Below are 16,647 nucleotides of genomic sequence, written 5' to 3'. Positions count from 1 at the left end.
GCACTTCCGGCATCGGACGCGCGATAGCGCTGCGCTTCGCCGAGGACGGCTACCATCTGGTGGTCGCCGGCAGGGATGCGGCACGGGGCGATGAGGCGGTTGGCGCCTGCGCGGCGGTCGGCGCACCGCGCGCGCTGTTTGTCCAGACCGATGTCGCCGAATCCGGCTCGGTGGAAGCGCTGGCGCAGGCCGTCAGCGACGCGTTCGGTACCCCGCACGTCGTCGTCAACTGCGCCGGCATCCTGCAGAGTGGCAAGCACGTCCTCGACCAGGATCTGGACGAAGACGAGAGGATGTGGCGAGTGAACTATCGCGGCACCTTGCTGGGTTGCCAGGTGTTCGGTCGGCTGATGTCGGCTGCCGGGCGAGGCGCGATCCTGAACGTCGGCTCGCTTGCCTCCTTCGCGCCGCTGTCCCTGCCCGCCTACACGCCCGGAAAGCATGCCGTCCTGGCCTTGACCCAGATCCTGGCCGCCGAGCTCGGTCCGCACGGCGTACGCGTCAATGCGGTGGCACCCGGCTACACGCTTTCGGACGGGCTGAAAGCCAGGATCGCCAAGGGTGAGCGCAACCCCGAAGCCATCCAGGCGACCACCGCGCTGCGCCGCTTCGTCGAGCCGCGCGACGTTGCCGAGGCCGCACTGTTCCTCTGCTCCGACCGGGCCGCATCGATAACCGGCGTCACCCTGCCCGTCGACGCCGGCTGGCTCGTTCAGGCGCCCTACGCACAATATCTGCAGGGAAACCCCATCCGCCAGACGCCGGCAATCTGAGTCCATCCGGCGGAGGCCGGAAATCTGACCCATCCGGCGGAGGCCGGAAATCTGACCCATCCGGCGGAGGCCGGAAATCTGACAAGGACAATCCAATGAGTGACATCAAGCGCTTCGACTTCGACACCCGCATCCACCACGGGGTCATCCACAATGGCACCCTCTACCTCACCGGCCAGGTCGCAAAGCCGGGTCAGTCCGCAGCCGACCAGATGCGCGAGGCGCTTGGCAAGGTCGACGTCCTGCTTGCCAAGGCCGGTACGGACAAGACACGTATCCTTCACGTGCAGATGTGGCTGGACGACATCAGGGATTTCGACGAGGTCAACACGGTCTGGGACGGATGGATGCCGAAGGAGCATGCACCCGCGCGCTCTTCCGGCGAAGGACGGATGGCCAAGCCTGGAATGCTGGTCGAGCTGATCGTCACCGCGGCGGTTTGAATGGCCTTGCCGGTTCGGGCATCATCGCGAATCTGGCTAAGGGGAGACTGATGACGAAGCGCAAACCGCTTTCCACTGTCGTGGCGGAGAGTCTGTCCGAAAAGATCCGTTCCGGATCTCTGCTTCCCGGCGCGCAATTGCCGACCGAGGCGGAGCTTTGTGCCGAGTACGACGTCAGCCGGACGGTGGTGCGGGAAGCGGTGGCGCGATTGCGCTCCGAAGGGATGGTGGTGCCGCAGCAGGGCCGCGGCATGTTCGTCAGCGAAACGCCGGCGCCGCGCAATTTCTCGATACCGGACGAGGCGCTGAGGACCTTGCCGGAAACCATTGCCCTGCTCGAACTGAGATTGAGTGTGGAAGTGGAGTCCGCCGGGCTATGCGCGGAACGGCGCACCGATGCGGAGGCGAGTGGAATCCGAACCCTGATGGAACAGGTCGACGCCCAGCAAGCGGATCCCGCTGTGGTCCAGATCCACTATGACTATGATTTCCATCTGGCGATCGCCAAAGCCGCGCGCAACGAATTCATCCACGGCTTCCTGAGCTATCTCAGGCCGATGATCGTTCCACGCTTTCAACTGGGCTACGTGGTCACGCCGGCGCTCAAGGACAGCTATTACGCACGCATTCACAACGAGCACAAAACCATCGTGGATGCCATCGAAAGGCAGGACGGTCGTGCCGCTCGCCAGGCCATGCGCAAGCATCTGCACAACAGCCTCGGGCGTGTGCGCGCTTTGGCACGGGCTTCGGGCGTCGCGGCGACAGAGGCAGAGCAGCAGGCGGCTGCGGCCTCGCTCTTTACCGATATGAAGAGGCCTGTTTCGACCGGCGGATAGGCCCCGGCTTCGATCACCCAGGCATTCGCACTCACCCAGATTAGCCACCGCATTGCGAAAGCCATGTTTTGGCTCCGCCAGCTGACCTGAACCGTTTCCCGCAGGTTGAGAACATCGTTTTCCCGTCGTTTCCTTCGGTTTTCAGCCTCGGCGCCGAGGTCACCACCTGTCCAGGTTTCGGGCGGGAGAAGAGAATTCGAAAGTTTATCTTTCCTTTTTGCTGGTTTTCTTGGTTTCGCGGCATCGGCCCAGGCCGCAGACTGAATCAGGCAATCAGGGAAGCCAACGTGACGACAGCCTTCATCACAGGTGCAACAAGCGGCATAGGGCGGGCCATGACGATCGCACTGAGCGACGCCGGCTACGATGTCTATGCGGTCGGGCGCAGCCAGGCCGCGCTCAAGGCGTTGCAGGCCGAGCGATCCGGCATCGTGCCCATCGCCGTCGACGTGACCGATCGCGAGGCGCTGGAAGCTGTTCTGGCGGATCTGACCATCGACGTGCTGATCAATAATGCCGGGATCATGCCACCGTTGGGCAATTTCGCCGACATGAAAATCTCCGACATCGACACCACGCTGGAGGTCAACCTCAGCGCGGCAATCCTGCTTACCCGCCTCGTCGTTCCGCAGATGCGCGAGCGGCAGGCTGGCCACATCCTGTTCACCGGCTCCACCGCGGGCCACGCGGCATATTCCAACATTGCCGTCTATTCGGCCACCAAGGCGGCGATATCAGGCTTTGCCGCCGCGTTGCGCGCCGACCTCTCCCCATCAGGCGTCCGTGTCACCGAGATCGTCGCCGGCCGTGTCGAGACGCAGCTCTACCAGGACATCCTCGACGCAAAGGCGCGCGCGGCCATGTACGCCAGCAAAGTGGTGCAGCCGGATGACGTGGCCGGAATGGTGGTCGCGGTACTCGGCCTGCCCGCATGGGCCGACGTTACCCGTTTCGACATCATGCCGACATGGCCAACCTCGCCAAGCGGCGCCAAGTAAGGAAAAACTGGAATGAAGGATCTTTCCGTTCTGATCGTAGGCGGCGGCGCTGGCCTCGGCGCGCTTTTGGCCAGGATGGCTGTAGAGGCCGGGGCTGCAAAGATCGGCATCATCGACATCAACCAGGACGCCGCCGAAGCCGCTCTCGCACCGGCAAAGGCCAACGGCCTGCCGACCGCGGCCGCCCTGTGCGACATCCAGGTCGGCCCTCAGTGCCACGCCGCCTTCGACGCCATCGTTTCGAAGCTCGGGCGTATCGACACGCTGATCAATTGCGCCGCGATCTACCCTCGCCGCCCGCTCCTCGAGATCAGCGACGCCGATTGGGATGCCTCCAATGGCATCAACATCAAGGGCACTTATCATATGATGGTGGCAGCCGTTCGCCACATGCAATCGCAGGAGCCGAAGAGCCATGTGCGTGGCCGGATCGTCAACCTGACCTCTGTCGATGCCTTCAAGGCGCATCCGCAGAACGCCCACTATGCGGCAACCAAGGCCGCCGTGGTCAGCCTGACGCGCTCCTTTGCCCATGACGTCGCAAAACACGGGATCCTGGTCAATTCGGTGGCCCCCGCAGGCATGGCCACGGAGCGGGCCAAGGCCCTCGGCTTCCTCGAGGAACTGGCCAAGGCGAGCCCGCTGGGTCGTGGCGCCGAGCCTGCGGAGATTGCCGAGTGGGTTCTCATGACCGGCGGCCCCAAGAATACCTACATGACCGGAGAAAACGTAATTGTTTCAGGTGGTTATATATACGCCTGAGCTATTTTCGCGCGCCGGCGGCGCTGAATTGTCCAACAGGAACGCAAGCGAAAGGAGGTGGAATAGACGATGACCGGCAAGCTTCGCCTTCCCTCGCTGAATGCGCTTCGCGTCTTCCACGCCGTCGCGCAGCACAAGAGCTTCCGGCAGGCGGCGGATGAATTGCTGGTCACGCCGCAGGCCGTCGGACAGCAGATCAAGCTACTGGAGGACACGCTTCAGGTGACACTGTTCGAACGCAAGGGGCGGTCGGTCGAATTGACCGAGTCTGCCATCCTTCTCTCGCACTATGTCAAAGCTGGGTTCGACGAATTTTCCGAAGGTGTTCGCCGCGTCACCAAGTCGAATTACCGGGACCGCATCAACCTGAATGCGAGCCCCTATTTCGCGACCCACTATTTGCTGCCTCGCCTATCTCTGTTCCGGGAGATATTGCCCGGTGCGGATCTGCGCCTGACGACGATGGTCGATCTGCCCGATTTCGGACGCGACGACATCGATATGACCGTCCAGTGGGGCTACGGCAATTGGCCGGACTACGAGACCATACTGCTGGTGCCTGATCCGAAGGTCATCTGCTGCACTCCGGCCATCGGCGAGAGCATCAAGTCGGCGCAGGACCTGACGTTGTTCACGTTGCTGGACACCGTCAAGTCGAAGCGCCTTTGGCCAGACATTTTACGCCACCTTGCCATCGAGCAGACGGACGGCAACCAAAGCATCAGCTTCGACGATGCCGCGACCATGCGCCGTGCAACCCTGCAAGGCATCGGCGTCGGTCTCGTCTCCGTCATCGACGCCGAGGAAGATTTGAGGTCGGGCGCGCTGGTCGCTCCGGTCGGGCGCGACGCCCTTGCCGATATGCGGCCGGAAGAAGTTCCTGGATTCTACCTGATCGTCCCGCGCGGGCACCTGCGCGTGAAGGCGGTCGCCGCCCTTCACCGATGGCTCGCCCAGCAGGACTGGGGCAGCGATCTGAAGATTTCCTCCGTGCCGAAACCGACCCCGCTTTCCGACTAGGAGCGGCTTTGAGACCGAGCTCCGAAAGAGAACTTTTGGGCCTCCAACAACAAGAAACCAAACAACCTCAACAGTGGAGACGGAACATGAAGACGATGAAATGGGGGGCCGCAGCCATGGCCCTTGGACTTGTGCATTTTGCAGCGCCGGCAGAAGCCGCCGGCGGCAAGACGCTGGAAGCCGTCAAGGCGCGCGGCGTGCTCAACTGCACCGGCCATGACGGGTCTTACCTCGGCTTCGCCGAAGTCGACGACAAGGGCAACTGGAAGGGCATGGACATTGATCTCTGCCGGGCGGTGGCCACGGCCGTGCTCGGCGACCCGGCAAAACTGAAGGTCGTTCCGATCAGCTGGGCGCAGCGCTGGCCGTCCCTGCAATCGGGCGATGTCGACATCATCATCAAGGCGTCAGGCGGCACGCTCAGCCGCGACACCGAGCTCGGCCTGCAATTTTCCATGTCCTATTACCTCGGAACGACCAAGGTGATGGCGCACAAGGAGCTAAACCTCAAGTCGCTCAAGGATGCGGCCGGCGGCACGATCTGCATTCCCGCCGGCACGTCGCAGGAACAGCAGGTCGCGGCCTATACGGCCAAGCTTGGCATCAAGCTCGAACCCGTGCTCATCGAAAAGACCGAGGAGCTCGAGCAGGCCTATTTCTCCGGACGCTGCGATCTCTATGCGCAGTGGGGCCCGACGCTCGCCATTGCGCGCATCGCCAAGAGCAAGGTCGACGACCATGTCATCCTGCCCGACGTGCTCGCCGTCGAGCCTGAAGTCATGATCATGCGCCAAGGCGACGACAATTGGGTTGACATCGCCAACTGGACGCTGAGCACGCTGATCTTCGCCGAGCAGGAAGGCATCACCTCCAAGAACGTCGACGAGGTCAAGGCCAAGCCGACCTCGCCGCAAGTCGCCAAGTTCCTCGGCGTCACGCCAGGCATGGGCAAGGGTCTCGGTCTCGATGATGACTGGGCCTACAAGGTGATCAAGAACGTCGGCAATTACGGCGAAATCTTCGAGCGCGACCTCGGCAAGGACTCGCCCTACAAGATGGACCGCGAGTTGACCAACCTTTGGAACAATGGCGGTGTCCTGTTCCCGCTGGTGATCGACTGATCCGTCCTTAACTCACCCGCTCCAGGCCCCGCCCGGCACAGCCGGGCGGGGTCGGCGACAATTCGGCAAGGATCTTTGGATGGTCAGCCTGCTGAGAAATCAAAAGGTCCGCAACGCGCTGTTGCAGGTCCTCTATGTCGGCTCGATCGCCGCGATGGTGCTTGCCGGCATCGTGATCGCCCGCCGCAACCTGGCTGATCAGGGGATCACCTCCGGATTCGACTTTCTGTTCAAGTCGACGGGTTGGGATGTGAATTTCTCGCTGCTGCCCGCCACGGCCAATGATCCCTATTGGTGGTACTTCCTCATCGGCATCATCAACACGCTGTTCCTGGGGAGCGTCGGCCTGATACTGGCGACGATCGTGGGAACGATCGTCGGTCTGGCGCGGACGTCTTCGAACGATTTGGCGCGGCTGCTCGGCCGTACCTATGTGGACATCTTCCGCAACATTCCGCTGATCCTCCAGGTTTTCTTCTGGTATGCGATCATCACGCACCTGCCGACGCCGCGCAGCGCGCACGAAGCCTGGGGCTTCCTGCTCACCAGCCGAGGACTCTACATCCCATTCCCGAACGTCGGCAGTGCCGCGTTTGCCGCAGCCACAGTGGCTGTGATCGCGGCCATCGTGCTGCCGGCCTGGCTGGGCAGGACGTCGCTCCTTGCCCAGCCGATCGGCCAGCGGGGCACCATCCAGTTTGCCGCCGCCGCAGCGGCACTGGCCTGCGCGACCATCATTCTGGCTCTCGGACGTCTGCCGGATACGCCGCTGCTGGACTTCCCTGCCCTGCAAGGCCTCAATCTGAGAGGCGGCCTGCGTATCCCTCCGGAGTTCGCCACCCTCGCCATCGCCATCGCCATCTATGGCGGCTCCTACATTGCGGAGATCGTGCGCGGAGGCTTCAAATCTGTCGGCACCGGCCAGGTCGAGGCAGCCCTTTCCTTGGGCCTTAGTCCCTGGCGGGTCTTCACGCTGGTGCGGCTGCCGCTGGCGCTGCGTGCCATGCTGCCGATCCTTGCCAATCAGTATGTCTGGCTGATGAAGGCGACGACGATGGGCATCGCCGTGGGCTTCACCGACTTCTTCATGATTGTGGCGCTGACGATCAACCATTCCGGGCAAACCCTCGAAGCGATCGGCATCCTGATGGCAGGCTTCCTCGCCATCAACCTCAGCCTTGCCGCCGTCTTCAACCGCATCAACAAGGCAATTGCCCTCAAGGGCAATCAACTGAGGGGCTGAGAGATGGAGATGGTCATTGTCGCTCCACCCGCTCCCGGCAGGCTTGAGGATCTGAGGCGACGCTTCTTCGCGACGCCGCTTCAGGCGGTGGTGTCGCTGGCCTGTCTGACGATCATGGTCTTCCTGGTCTGGAAGCTGCTGAATTGGGCGGTTTTCTCGGCTGTCTTCACCACCAGCGGCGGGCCGGAAGCCTGCCAGGCGACAGCGGGAGCCTGCTGGTCGGTCATCGCAGCGAGATGGCGGATCATCTTCTTCGGCCTCTATCCCTACGAGGAACAATGGCGCTCGGCGCTGGCCTGCGTCGCCGTTGTGGTGATGACGGTGCTGAGCTGTATCCCGGCGTTCTGGACGGGCCGCCGGATCGCGCTGGTATGGGGAGCCGGAACAGGCCTTTTCTACCTATTGATGAAAGGCGGCGTGCTTGGCCTTGCCCATGTCGGCGAGGAAGCCTGGGGCGGGCTGGCGCTGACCCTGTTCATCTTCGTTACCACCTGCCTGATCGGTTTCCCCTTGGCGATCTGCCTGGCCTTGCTACGCCGGTCGGAGCTGCCCTGGATTTCGCGGACCACCGGCCTCATCATCGACGGGGTCCGGTCGCTTCCGCTGATATCGATCCTCTTCACCTTTGCAGTGGTTCTGCCGTTCGCGCTGCCGCAATGGCTGCAGGGCGATAAGCTTTACCGCGTGATCCTCGGCTCCGCTCTGTTCTTCTCCGCCTATCAGGCTGAGATCGTGAGAGGCGGCATGCAGGGCGTTGCGACAGGACAGGAGGAGGCTGCCATGGCGCTCGGCATGCGCTACTGGCAACGCATCAGCCGCATCCTCCTGCCTCAGGCAATGCGCAACGCGATGCCGGCCACGATCAACCAGTTCGTCATCTCGTTCAAGGAGACCTCGCTGGTGGTCATCGTCGGTTTCTTCGAGATCCTGGCTTCCGGCAATGCCGCCTATGGCACCGGCGAATGGCGCTTCGCCTATGTCGAAGTCTATGCCTTCATCGCCTTCATCTACTTCATCTTCGTCTTCAGCCTATCCCGCTATGGCGCCTTTCTCGAGCGCCGCATGTCGGTCAGCGAACGGTAAGGAGGCGTGCAGGTGATCTCAACCAATTCGACCGGTGAGCCGGCGCTCCGCATCGAAAACCTCGACAAATACTACGGCACGTTCCAAGCACTGCGCGGGATAAACCTTTCCGTACAACGGGGCGAAAAAATCGTCGTCTGCGGACCCTCCGGCTCCGGCAAATCGACGATGATCCGCTGCATCAACCGCCTCGAACAGCACAATGGCGGCCGCATCGCGGTGCTCGGGACCGAGCTCAACGACGATGTCGGCAATATCGACGAGATCAGGCGTGAAGTCGGCATGGTGTTCCAGCACTTCAACCTGTTCCCGCACATGACGGTGCTGGAGAACTGCATGATCTCCCCGATGATCGTGCGCAAGCAGCCGCGGGCGCAAGCCGAGGCAACCGCCCGCCACTACCTGGAGAAGGTGCGCATTCCCGAGCAGGCCATGAAATATCCCAGCCAATTGTCCGGCGGTCAGCAGCAGCGCGTCGCCATTGCACGCGCACTTTGCATGCAGCCGCAGATCATGCTGTTCGACGAACCGACCTCGGCGCTCGATCCGGAAATGGTTTCCGAAGTGCTTGACGTCATGGTCACGCTTGCCTCGGAAGGCATGACGATGATCTGCGTGACGCATGAGATGGGCTTTGCGCGTCGCGTGGCGGACCGGGTGCTTTTCATGGACGGCGGCGAGATCCTCGAAGAAGCGCCTCCGGACGAGTTCTTCACCTCTTCCCGCAACGAGCGCACTCGACAATTCCTGTCGCAGGTGCTGGGTCATTGATTGGAAGCAACGATCCGGGACGTGTCGCACGGCACGCCCTCAGCTAACTCGGGTAAATCAATGACCGATCCCGCCACCGCGCTGCACGAGATTCTCGGGCCGAAAGGCTGGCTTTCGGGCCGGGATGCCGAGCCCTACCAGCGCGATTGGCTCAATCGCTACGGCGTCGCACCTCTTGGCGTTGCCAGGCCCGCGAATACGTCGCAGGTTGCCAGTGTCGTCAAACTATGTCGCGAGGCCGGACTGGCAGTCGTGCCGCAAGGCGGAAACACCGGGCTTTGCGGCGCCGCCGTCGCCGAGCAGCCGAATGCGGTGATCGTCTCGCTGTCACGCATGACGGCGATCGGGAAGCCGTATCTGGACAGCGGATCGATCGTCGTCGAGGCGGGTGTCGTGCTGGCCACGCTGCACGAGGCGCTGGAGCCGCATGGGCTGATGTTTCCAATGCATCTGGGCGCAGAAGGCAGCGCCAGGATCGGCGGCCTGATCGGCACCAATGCCGGCGGCAGCCAGGCTTTCCGATACGGCATGATGCAGGATCTCGTCCTGGGTCTCGAAGTCGTGACGCCTGATGGCGGGATTTGGGACGGACTGCGCGCGGTGCAGAAGGACAATGCCGGCTATCAACTGCGCAAGCTGTTCTGTGGCGCTGAGGGCACGCTCGGCATCGTCACGCGCGCGATCCTGCGGCTCTACCCCAAGCCTCGGCAGCAAGCGAGCGCCCTTCTGGTCCTGCCCGACTTTGCCGCCGCCGTTTCGTTCGGCGCCTTCCTGCGCGGCGAGGCCGGGGAATTCCTGACTGGCCTCGAGTTCTTCTCCGATGTGGGCCTGCGATTGGCGCTCAAGCACGTGCCCGACCTTGCCTACCAACTGGAGACACGGGGCGACGTCTATCTGCTGGTCGAACTGGCATCGGGGTCGTCACGCGTTCCCCTGGACGAGATCCTGGCTTCGGCTCTGGAATGGGGCATGGAACAGAGCCTGGTTAGCGACGGCGCGCTGGCGGCGACAGGTGCGCATCGCGCACAATTCTGGCGGCTGCGCGAGGAGCAACCGGAGGGACAAAGGCTGGAAGGCGAGCAACTCAAGCACGACATCTCCGTCCCTCCAGGTGCAATCGCCCGTTTCGTCGAGGCTGGCGCGAAGATCTGCGGCGGCATTCTTCCCGGTGTGCGGATAAACCCGTTCGGGCACCTCGGCGACGGAAACATCCATTACAATTTGTCTCCGCCGGAAGGTCGTGCCGATTTCGACGGCAAGGCCGAGCTGTTCGCAGAGGCGCTGTCATCTCTTGCCACTCAGATGGGCGGCAGCTTTGCCGCCGAGCATGGGCTTGGCCGGGCAAAGGTGGTCATGGCCGACCGCAATCGCGGCCTGGTGGAGCGAGAGCTCATGGCGCGGCTCAAAGGCGCGTTCGATCCGCTGGGCACGATGAACCCGGACGTCCTGGTTCGCGCCTCTCGGGAAAGAAAAACTTTCGAATAGACGGCATTTCTTGGTTTCGTCTCGATGCGCCAGCGTGCACGTATGAATCCGAAAGGCAGGCTCGATCCGCTTGCCGCCTGAATGAAGGATGTCGCAGCATGATCCGCAATGGCGGTCGCCTTCTTGTCGAATGCCTGATCGCGCTCGGCGCGACCAAGAGTTTCGGTGTGCCGGGCGAAAGCTATCTGGCCGTGCTGGACGCGCTGCACGACACTCGTGGAAAGCTGGACTACGTGCTGTGCCGCAACGAGGGCGGCGCGGCATTCATGGCCTCGGCCTATGGCAAGCTGACGGGTTCGCCGGGCATCTGCTTCGTGACGCGCGGACCGGGTGTCGCCAATGCGTCCATCGGCGTGCACACGGCGATGCAGGACAGTTCGCCGATGATCCTGTTCGTCGGCCAGGTCGGCACCGACATGCGCGGCCGCGAAGCGTTTCAGGAAATCGACTACCGCGCGGTGTTCGGCACGATGGCGAAATGGGCGGTGGAGATCGACGCTGTCGAGCGCCTGCCGGAAATCATTGCCCGGGCCTGGACCACGGCGCTCACCGGGCGGCCAGGCCCGGTGGTGATCGCCCTGCCCGAGAACATGCTGACGACGCTGACCGATGTCGCGGCGCTCAGCGGGCCTGCCAGGGTGTTCGAGGCCGCGGCCGATGCCGATGCGCTGGCCGAGGCCCGGTCCATGCTGGCCGCCTCCAGCAGACCGGTGATCCTGATCGGCGGTGCCAACTGGTCAGCTGACGGGCGTGCCGTGCTCCAGGCTTTCGCCGAGACCTCCGACATTCCGGTGGTCGCGGCGTTCCGTTTCCAGGATCAGTTCGACAATGGCTCACCGGTCTTCGTCGGCGAGGCCGGTGTCGGCATGGTCCCGCATGTCAAGAAGCTGATCCGGGACGCCGATGTGATCCTGGCGATCAATGTGCGCTTCGGCGAGATGACCACGGATGGCTACACGCTGCTGTCTGTGCCCGAGCCGAAGCAGAAGCTGATCCATGTCCACGCTTCGGATCGCGAGATCGGCAAGATCTACGTGCCCTCGCTTGGCATCCATGCCGGGCCGAACGCCTTCGCCAAGGCGCTCTCGCCGGTCAAGGGCGACTGGGGCGCGTGGCGGTCGCAGGCACGCCAAAGCTATGAGGGCACGTTCACCGCGCCTGCCCAGCCGGGCCCGGTCGACATGGTCGAAGTCAGCCGCTGGCTGCGCGAGAACCTACCCGACGACGTCATCCTCACCAACGGCGCCGGCAATTTCACCGTGTGGCCAAACAAGTTCTTCAGGTTCGGGCCAAAGGCGCGGCTGCTTGCACCGCAATCCGGCGCCATGGGCTACGGCCTGCCGGCGGCCATCGCGGCCAAAGTGGCCTTTCCCTCACGCACGGTGGTCTGTTTTGCCGGTGACGGCGATTTCCAGATGCACTGCCAGGAGTTGGGGACGGCGATGCAGGCCGGGGCGCAGCCGATCGTCCTCATCCTGAACAACGGCATCTACGGGACCATCCGCGCGCATCAGGAGCGGCACTATCCGGCGCGCGTGTCGGGAACGAACATCGAGAACCCGGATTTTGTCGGCATCGCCCGGGCCTATGGCTTCCACGCCGAGCGGGTCGGCGCGACGGGGGAGTTCGCCGGCGCTTTCGGCAGGGCGCTGGCATCCGCGACCGGCGCGGTCCTGGAGCTGGATATTTCCCCGGAGGCGATCACGCCGCGTCAAACCCTTTCCCAAATGCGCGACGCAGCGCTCGCTTCGCATAAGGCCAACGCATGACCAGTACGGCAAATGACATCCGTCTCGGCGCGGATATCGGCGGCACGTTCACCGATATTGTGGTCGATGTGCGCGGCACGATCTTTTCCACCAAGATCCTGACCAACTATGCCGCCCCCGAACAGGCTATCCTCGACGGAATCGAGATCGTCGTGCGCGACGCCGGCATCACGCTGGCGGACCTCGACATCGTCATTCACGGCACCACGCTGGCGACCAACGCGCTCATCGAACGGCGTGGCGCCAAGACGGCATTGGTCACCACCGAAGGGTTTCGCGATGTCATCGAGATGCGCACGGAAAACCGGTTCGAACAGTATGATCTGAACCTGAAGCTGCCGCCGCCGCTGATCCCGCGCGAGCATCGCTATACGGTCAAGGGGCGCATCGGCGCGGACGGAAAGGAATTGCAGCCGCTGGACGAAGCAGCGCTCGACGAGATCGCCGACAGCATCGCCGCGGGCGGCTTCGGCGCCGTCGCCATCGGCTTCATCCATTCCTACATGAACCCGGTGCATGAGCAGCGGGCACGCGCGATCCTCGCCAGAAAGCTGGACATACCGATTTCCATCAGCGCTGAGGTCTCGCCGCAGATGCGCGAGTTCGAACGCTTCAACACGGTTTGCGCCAATGCCTATGTCCGGCCGCAGATGGCCGACTATCTGGTGCGCCTCCAGGTGCGGCTGAAGGAGATGGGGGCGAACTGTCCGGTGTTCATGATCCACTCGGGCGGCGGACTGATCTCGATGGAAACCGCGTCCGAATTTCCGGTGCGCCTGGTCGAGTCCGGTCCGGCCGGCGGTGCCATTTTTGCGGCCGACGTGGCGCGGCGCTTCGACCTGGACTCCGTCGTCTCCTACGACATGGGCGGAACGACCGCGAAGATCTGCCTGATCGAGGACTATTCGCCGCGCACGGCGCGGACCTTCGAGGTCGCCCGCACCTATCGCTTCTGCAAAGGCTCCGGCATGCCGATCTCGATCCCGGTCATCGAGATGATCGAGATCGGCGCCGGCGGCGGCTCGATCGCCTGGGTCGACGCCATGGGCCGCATCCAGACCGGCCCGGAAAGTGCCGGGTCCGAACCCGGTCCCGCCTGCTACGGGCGTGGCGGCAGCCGCCCGGCCATCACCGATGCCGACCTGGTGCTGGGCAAGCTCGATCCCGACAATTTCGCCGGCGGCGCCATCAGGCTCGACACGCAGGCTTCCGAGCAGGCGATCACCCGCGATGTCGGCACCCGGCTTTCGCTCAATTCCGTTTCCGCCGCTTTCGGCATCTGCGAGGTCGTCGACGAGAATATGGCCAATGCCGCCCGCGTCCACGCGGTGGAAAACGGCAAGAACATCTCCGACAATGTCATGATCGCCTTTGGCGGTGCAGCGCCCCTGCATGCGGCGCGGCTGTGCGAGAAGCTTGGCGTCGAACAGTGCCTTGTCCCGCAAGGCGCCGGCGTCGGCTCGGCCATCGGTTTTCTCAAGGCGCCGTTCGGCTACGAGGCGCTGGCTTCCAAGCTGATGCGGCTGTCGCGCTTCGATGCATGCGAGGTGAATGCGCTGCTCGACGGGCTGAAGACGACTGCCGAGAGCTTCGTGCGAGCCGGCACTAACAATGCCATCACCCGCGAGATCACCGCCTTCATGCGCTATGCCGGCCAGGGTTGGGAAATCCCGGTGCCGCTGCCCGACAGGGCGTTCAAGCCCGGCGATGAGGTGAGCCTCAAGGACGCCTTCCGGGACAATTATGCGCGCTTCTTCGGCCGTGCCATTGATGGCCTCGACGGATTGGAAATCGAGATCGTCACCTGGTCGGTCAAGGCGCAGGACGTGCGGCCGGCGCCCGCAAGGCACGAGATCACCATGGGGACCAGGACCGTCGCCGCTTCGCAAACGCGCGAGGTTTTCGATCCGGCGACCGGAACCGTGCAGGTTTCAGCCATCATCGAACGCGCCGACCTTTCGCCAGGGGATCGCATCAGCGGTCCGGCGGTGATCGTCGAGCGTGAGACGTCGACGGTCGTCACCACTCTCTTCGATGCCGCGCTACAGAGCGACGGTTCGATCCTCCTGATCCGCAAAGGGGTCCAGGCATGAGCGACATCTTGGAAATCCGCATGCAGGTGATGTGGAATCGCCTGATTTCGGTGGTCGAGGAGCAAGCGCTGACCCTGTTGCGTACGGCCTTCTCCACGTCGGTGCGTGAATCGGGCGACCTGTCGGCCGGCGTGTTCAATCCGCGCGGCGAGATGCTGGCGCAGGCCGTGACCGGTACGCCCGGGCATGTGAACACCATGGCCGAGGCCGTGCTGCAGTTCATGAACGAGATCCCGCGCGAGGAGATGTACGAGGGCGACACCTATGTCACCAACGATCCCTGGAAAGGCACCGGCCATCTCCATGACATCACCATGGTCTCGCCCTCGTTCCTGAACGGCGAACTGGTGGCATTCTTCGCCTGCACCGCGCACGTGGTCGATGTTGGCGGACGTGGCTTCGGCGCCGACGGCAAGTCAGTCTACGAGGAAGGAATCCAGATCCCGATCATGAAGTTCGCCGAGCGCGGCAAGGTGAACCTCGATCTGGTGAAGATCCTGCGCGCCAATGTGCGCGAGCCGAACCAGGTCGTCGGCGACTTCTATTCGCTGGCCGCCTGCAACGAGGTCGGCCATCGCCGCCTGGTCGACATGATGAAGGAGATCGGCCTGGCATCGCTGGACAGGCTGGGAGAGTTCATCTTCACGCGCACGCATGACGCGACGCTGGAGCGCATCAAGGCGCTGCCGAAAGGCACCTGGTCGAACGAGTTGGTGACCGACGGCTACGATACGCCGGTCAAGCTGGTGGCAGCTGTCTCGATTGAGGACGACCATTTGAATGTCGATTTCTCCGGCACCGATCCGACAAGCCGATGGGGCATCAACGTTCCGATCATCTACAGCAAGGCCTATGCCTGCTACGCCCTGAAATGCGTCGTGGCGCCGGAGATCCCGAACAATGCGGCCTCGCTTGCTCTGTTCACTATATCGTCGCCGACCAACATCCTGAACGCCCCGCGGCCGGCGCCGGTCTCCCTGCGGCACGTCATCGGCCATATGGTGCCCGATCTGGTGCTGGGCGCGCTGGCCAAGGCGCTGCCGGGCCAGATCCTTGCCGAAGGGGCGGCGGCACTGTGGAACATCCACATCTCGGTCAGGCCGGTCGCCGGGAGCGATGGACGCCGCGCCGAGGTGCTGATGTTCAATTCCGGCGGCATGGGGGCCCGCCCGACGTTGGACGGGCTGTCCGCCACCGCCTTTCCGTCCGGTGTCCATACCATGCCGATCGAGGCGACCGAGCACACCGGGCCGATCGTCATCTGGCGCAAGGAACTGCGTCCCGATTCCGGGGGCGACGGGGAATTTCGCGGCGGCCTCGGCCAGATCCTCGAAATCGCGGCCACTGAAGGCCACGAGTTCGATTTTTCCGCCATGTTCGACCGGGTCAACCATCCGGCCAAGGGACGCGATGGCGGCAAGGACGGGATAGCCGGCATCGTCAGGCTCGACGATGGCACGCTGATGCGCCCCAAGGGCTGGCAGCACGTTCCGGCAGGGCGTCGTCTGGTGCTGGAACTTCCTGGCGGTGGCGGCTATGGCGATCCCTCCAGGCGCAGTACGGAGGCGCGGGCACAGGACGTGTCCAGGGGCTATATTTCGGAGAAAAGCCGATGAGCTACATTTCCTCGCGCCTGTCCGTGGTCAAGCCGTCGGCTTCGATGGCCGCCTCGCAGGCGGCCAAGGCGCTACGGGTCAAAGGCGTCGACGTCATCGACCTTGGCCTTGGCGAACCTGATTTTCCGACGCCTGCCCACATCATCGAAGCGGCCTATGCAGCCGCCAAAGCGGGCCAGACCCTCTACACCGCCGCAGCCGGCTCGCCGGAAGTGCGCGAGGCCGTGGCCGGGAAGTTCAGGCGCGAGAACGGACTGGACTACACGGCCGACGACATCGTCGTGGCCAACGGCGCCAAGCAGATCATCTTCAACGCGCTGATGGCGACGCTGGAACCCGGCGACGAGGCCATCCTGCCCGCGCCCTATTTCGTCTCCTATCCTGAGATGGTGAAGCTGCTAGGCGGCACGCCCGTCACGGTCGAATGCAGGGAAAGCGGCGGCTTCAGGCTGACGCCCGAACTCTTGGAAAAGGCGATCGGGCCGAGAACCAAGTGGCTGTTCCTGAACATGCCCGGCAATCCATCCGGAGCGGTCTACTCGGCCGACGATCTCAAGGCGCTTGGCGCTGTCCTTGCCAGGCATCCGCAGGTGCTCATCCTGTCGGACGAGATCTATGAGCACATCATCTT

15 protein-coding genes are annotated in these 16,647 nt (G+C 63.4%); all 15 read left to right on the top strand.

Going from position 1 to position 16,647, the window contains the following annotated elements; translation table 11 throughout:
• On the top strand, positions 1-773 hold a 773-nt coding region (locus ENZ75_RS03515), incomplete at its 5' end, for an SDR family oxidoreductase (RefSeq protein WP_164887720.1).
• Positions 774-868: 95 nt separating this feature from the next.
• A complete protein-coding gene (locus ENZ75_RS03510; protein WP_013530405.1) occupies positions 869-1,216 on the top strand; it encodes a RidA family protein in 348 nt (115 codons plus the stop codon).
• A complete protein-coding gene (locus tag ENZ75_RS03505; protein WP_082826522.1) occupies positions 1,213-2,055 on the top strand; it encodes a FadR/GntR family transcriptional regulator in 843 nt (280 codons plus the stop codon). Before ENZ75_RS03510 ends, ENZ75_RS03505 begins: the two co-directional genes overlap by 4 nt.
• Before the next feature lie 287 nt (positions 2,056-2,342).
• Positions 2,343-3,053: an SDR family oxidoreductase gene (locus tag ENZ75_RS03500; protein ID WP_082826690.1), complete on the top strand. Its 711-nt coding sequence runs from the start codon at positions 2,343-2,345 to the stop codon at positions 3,051-3,053.
• 12 nt (positions 3,054-3,065) lie between these two features.
• Positions 3,066-3,815, top strand: coding sequence for an SDR family oxidoreductase (locus ENZ75_RS03495; RefSeq protein WP_063168723.1), 750 nt, complete (start codon positions 3,066-3,068; stop codon positions 3,813-3,815).
• Between the two features lie 69 nt (positions 3,816-3,884).
• The gene (locus ENZ75_RS03490; protein ID WP_063168724.1) at positions 3,885-4,835 is read left to right on the top strand and encodes a LysR substrate-binding domain-containing protein; all 951 of its coding nucleotides are present in this window, start codon (positions 3,885-3,887) and stop codon (positions 4,833-4,835) included.
• A gap of 86 nt (positions 4,836-4,921) precedes the next feature.
• The gene (locus ENZ75_RS03485; protein ID WP_013530400.1) at positions 4,922-5,956 is read left to right on the top strand and encodes an amino acid ABC transporter substrate-binding protein; all 1,035 of its coding nucleotides are present in this window, start codon (positions 4,922-4,924) and stop codon (positions 5,954-5,956) included.
• A 79-nt stretch (positions 5,957-6,035) separates the two neighbouring features.
• On the top strand, positions 6,036-7,199 hold the full coding sequence (locus ENZ75_RS03480) for an ABC transporter permease subunit (protein ID WP_128277892.1): 1,164 nt from the start codon (positions 6,036-6,038) through the stop codon (positions 7,197-7,199).
• Positions 7,200-7,202: 3 nt separating this feature from the next.
• Positions 7,203-8,282 (top strand): amino acid ABC transporter permease, encoded by a 1,080-nt coding sequence (locus ENZ75_RS03475; RefSeq protein WP_063168725.1) that lies wholly within the window; start codon positions 7,203-7,205, stop codon positions 8,280-8,282.
• A 12-nt stretch (positions 8,283-8,294) separates the two neighbouring features.
• Positions 8,295-9,053: an amino acid ABC transporter ATP-binding protein gene (locus ENZ75_RS03470; RefSeq protein ID WP_027161621.1), complete on the top strand. Its 759-nt coding sequence runs from the start codon at positions 8,295-8,297 to the stop codon at positions 9,051-9,053.
• Positions 9,054-9,113: 60 nt separating this feature from the next.
• Positions 9,114-10,538 (top strand): FAD-binding oxidoreductase, encoded by a 1,425-nt coding sequence (locus ENZ75_RS03465; protein WP_063168726.1) that lies wholly within the window; start codon positions 9,114-9,116, stop codon positions 10,536-10,538.
• A gap of 98 nt (positions 10,539-10,636) precedes the next feature.
• Positions 10,637-12,307, top strand: a complete 1,671-nt coding sequence (locus tag ENZ75_RS03460) for a thiamine pyrophosphate-binding protein (protein WP_128277890.1) — start codon at positions 10,637-10,639, stop codon at positions 12,305-12,307.
• Positions 12,304-14,400, top strand: a complete 2,097-nt coding sequence (locus ENZ75_RS03455; protein WP_063168728.1) for a hydantoinase/oxoprolinase family protein — start codon at positions 12,304-12,306, stop codon at positions 14,398-14,400. Before ENZ75_RS03460 ends, ENZ75_RS03455 begins: the two co-directional genes overlap by 4 nt.
• The gene (locus tag ENZ75_RS03450; protein WP_063168729.1) at positions 14,397-16,016 is read left to right on the top strand and encodes a hydantoinase B/oxoprolinase family protein; all 1,620 of its coding nucleotides are present in this window, start codon (positions 14,397-14,399) and stop codon (positions 16,014-16,016) included. Before ENZ75_RS03455 ends, ENZ75_RS03450 begins: the two co-directional genes overlap by 4 nt.
• On the top strand, positions 16,013-16,647 hold a 635-nt coding region (locus ENZ75_RS03445), incomplete at its 3' end, for an aminotransferase class I/II-fold pyridoxal phosphate-dependent enzyme (protein WP_128277888.1). The genes ENZ75_RS03450 and ENZ75_RS03445, both read left to right, overlap by 4 nt.

The organism is Mesorhizobium sp. M7A.F.Ca.CA.002.04.1.1, from assembly GCF_004022805.1.
In the GTDB taxonomy this organism is placed as follows: Bacteria; Pseudomonadota; Alphaproteobacteria; order Rhizobiales; family Rhizobiaceae; genus Mesorhizobium; species Mesorhizobium ciceri.
This window is presented reverse-complemented; position numbering and strand designations above follow the sequence as displayed.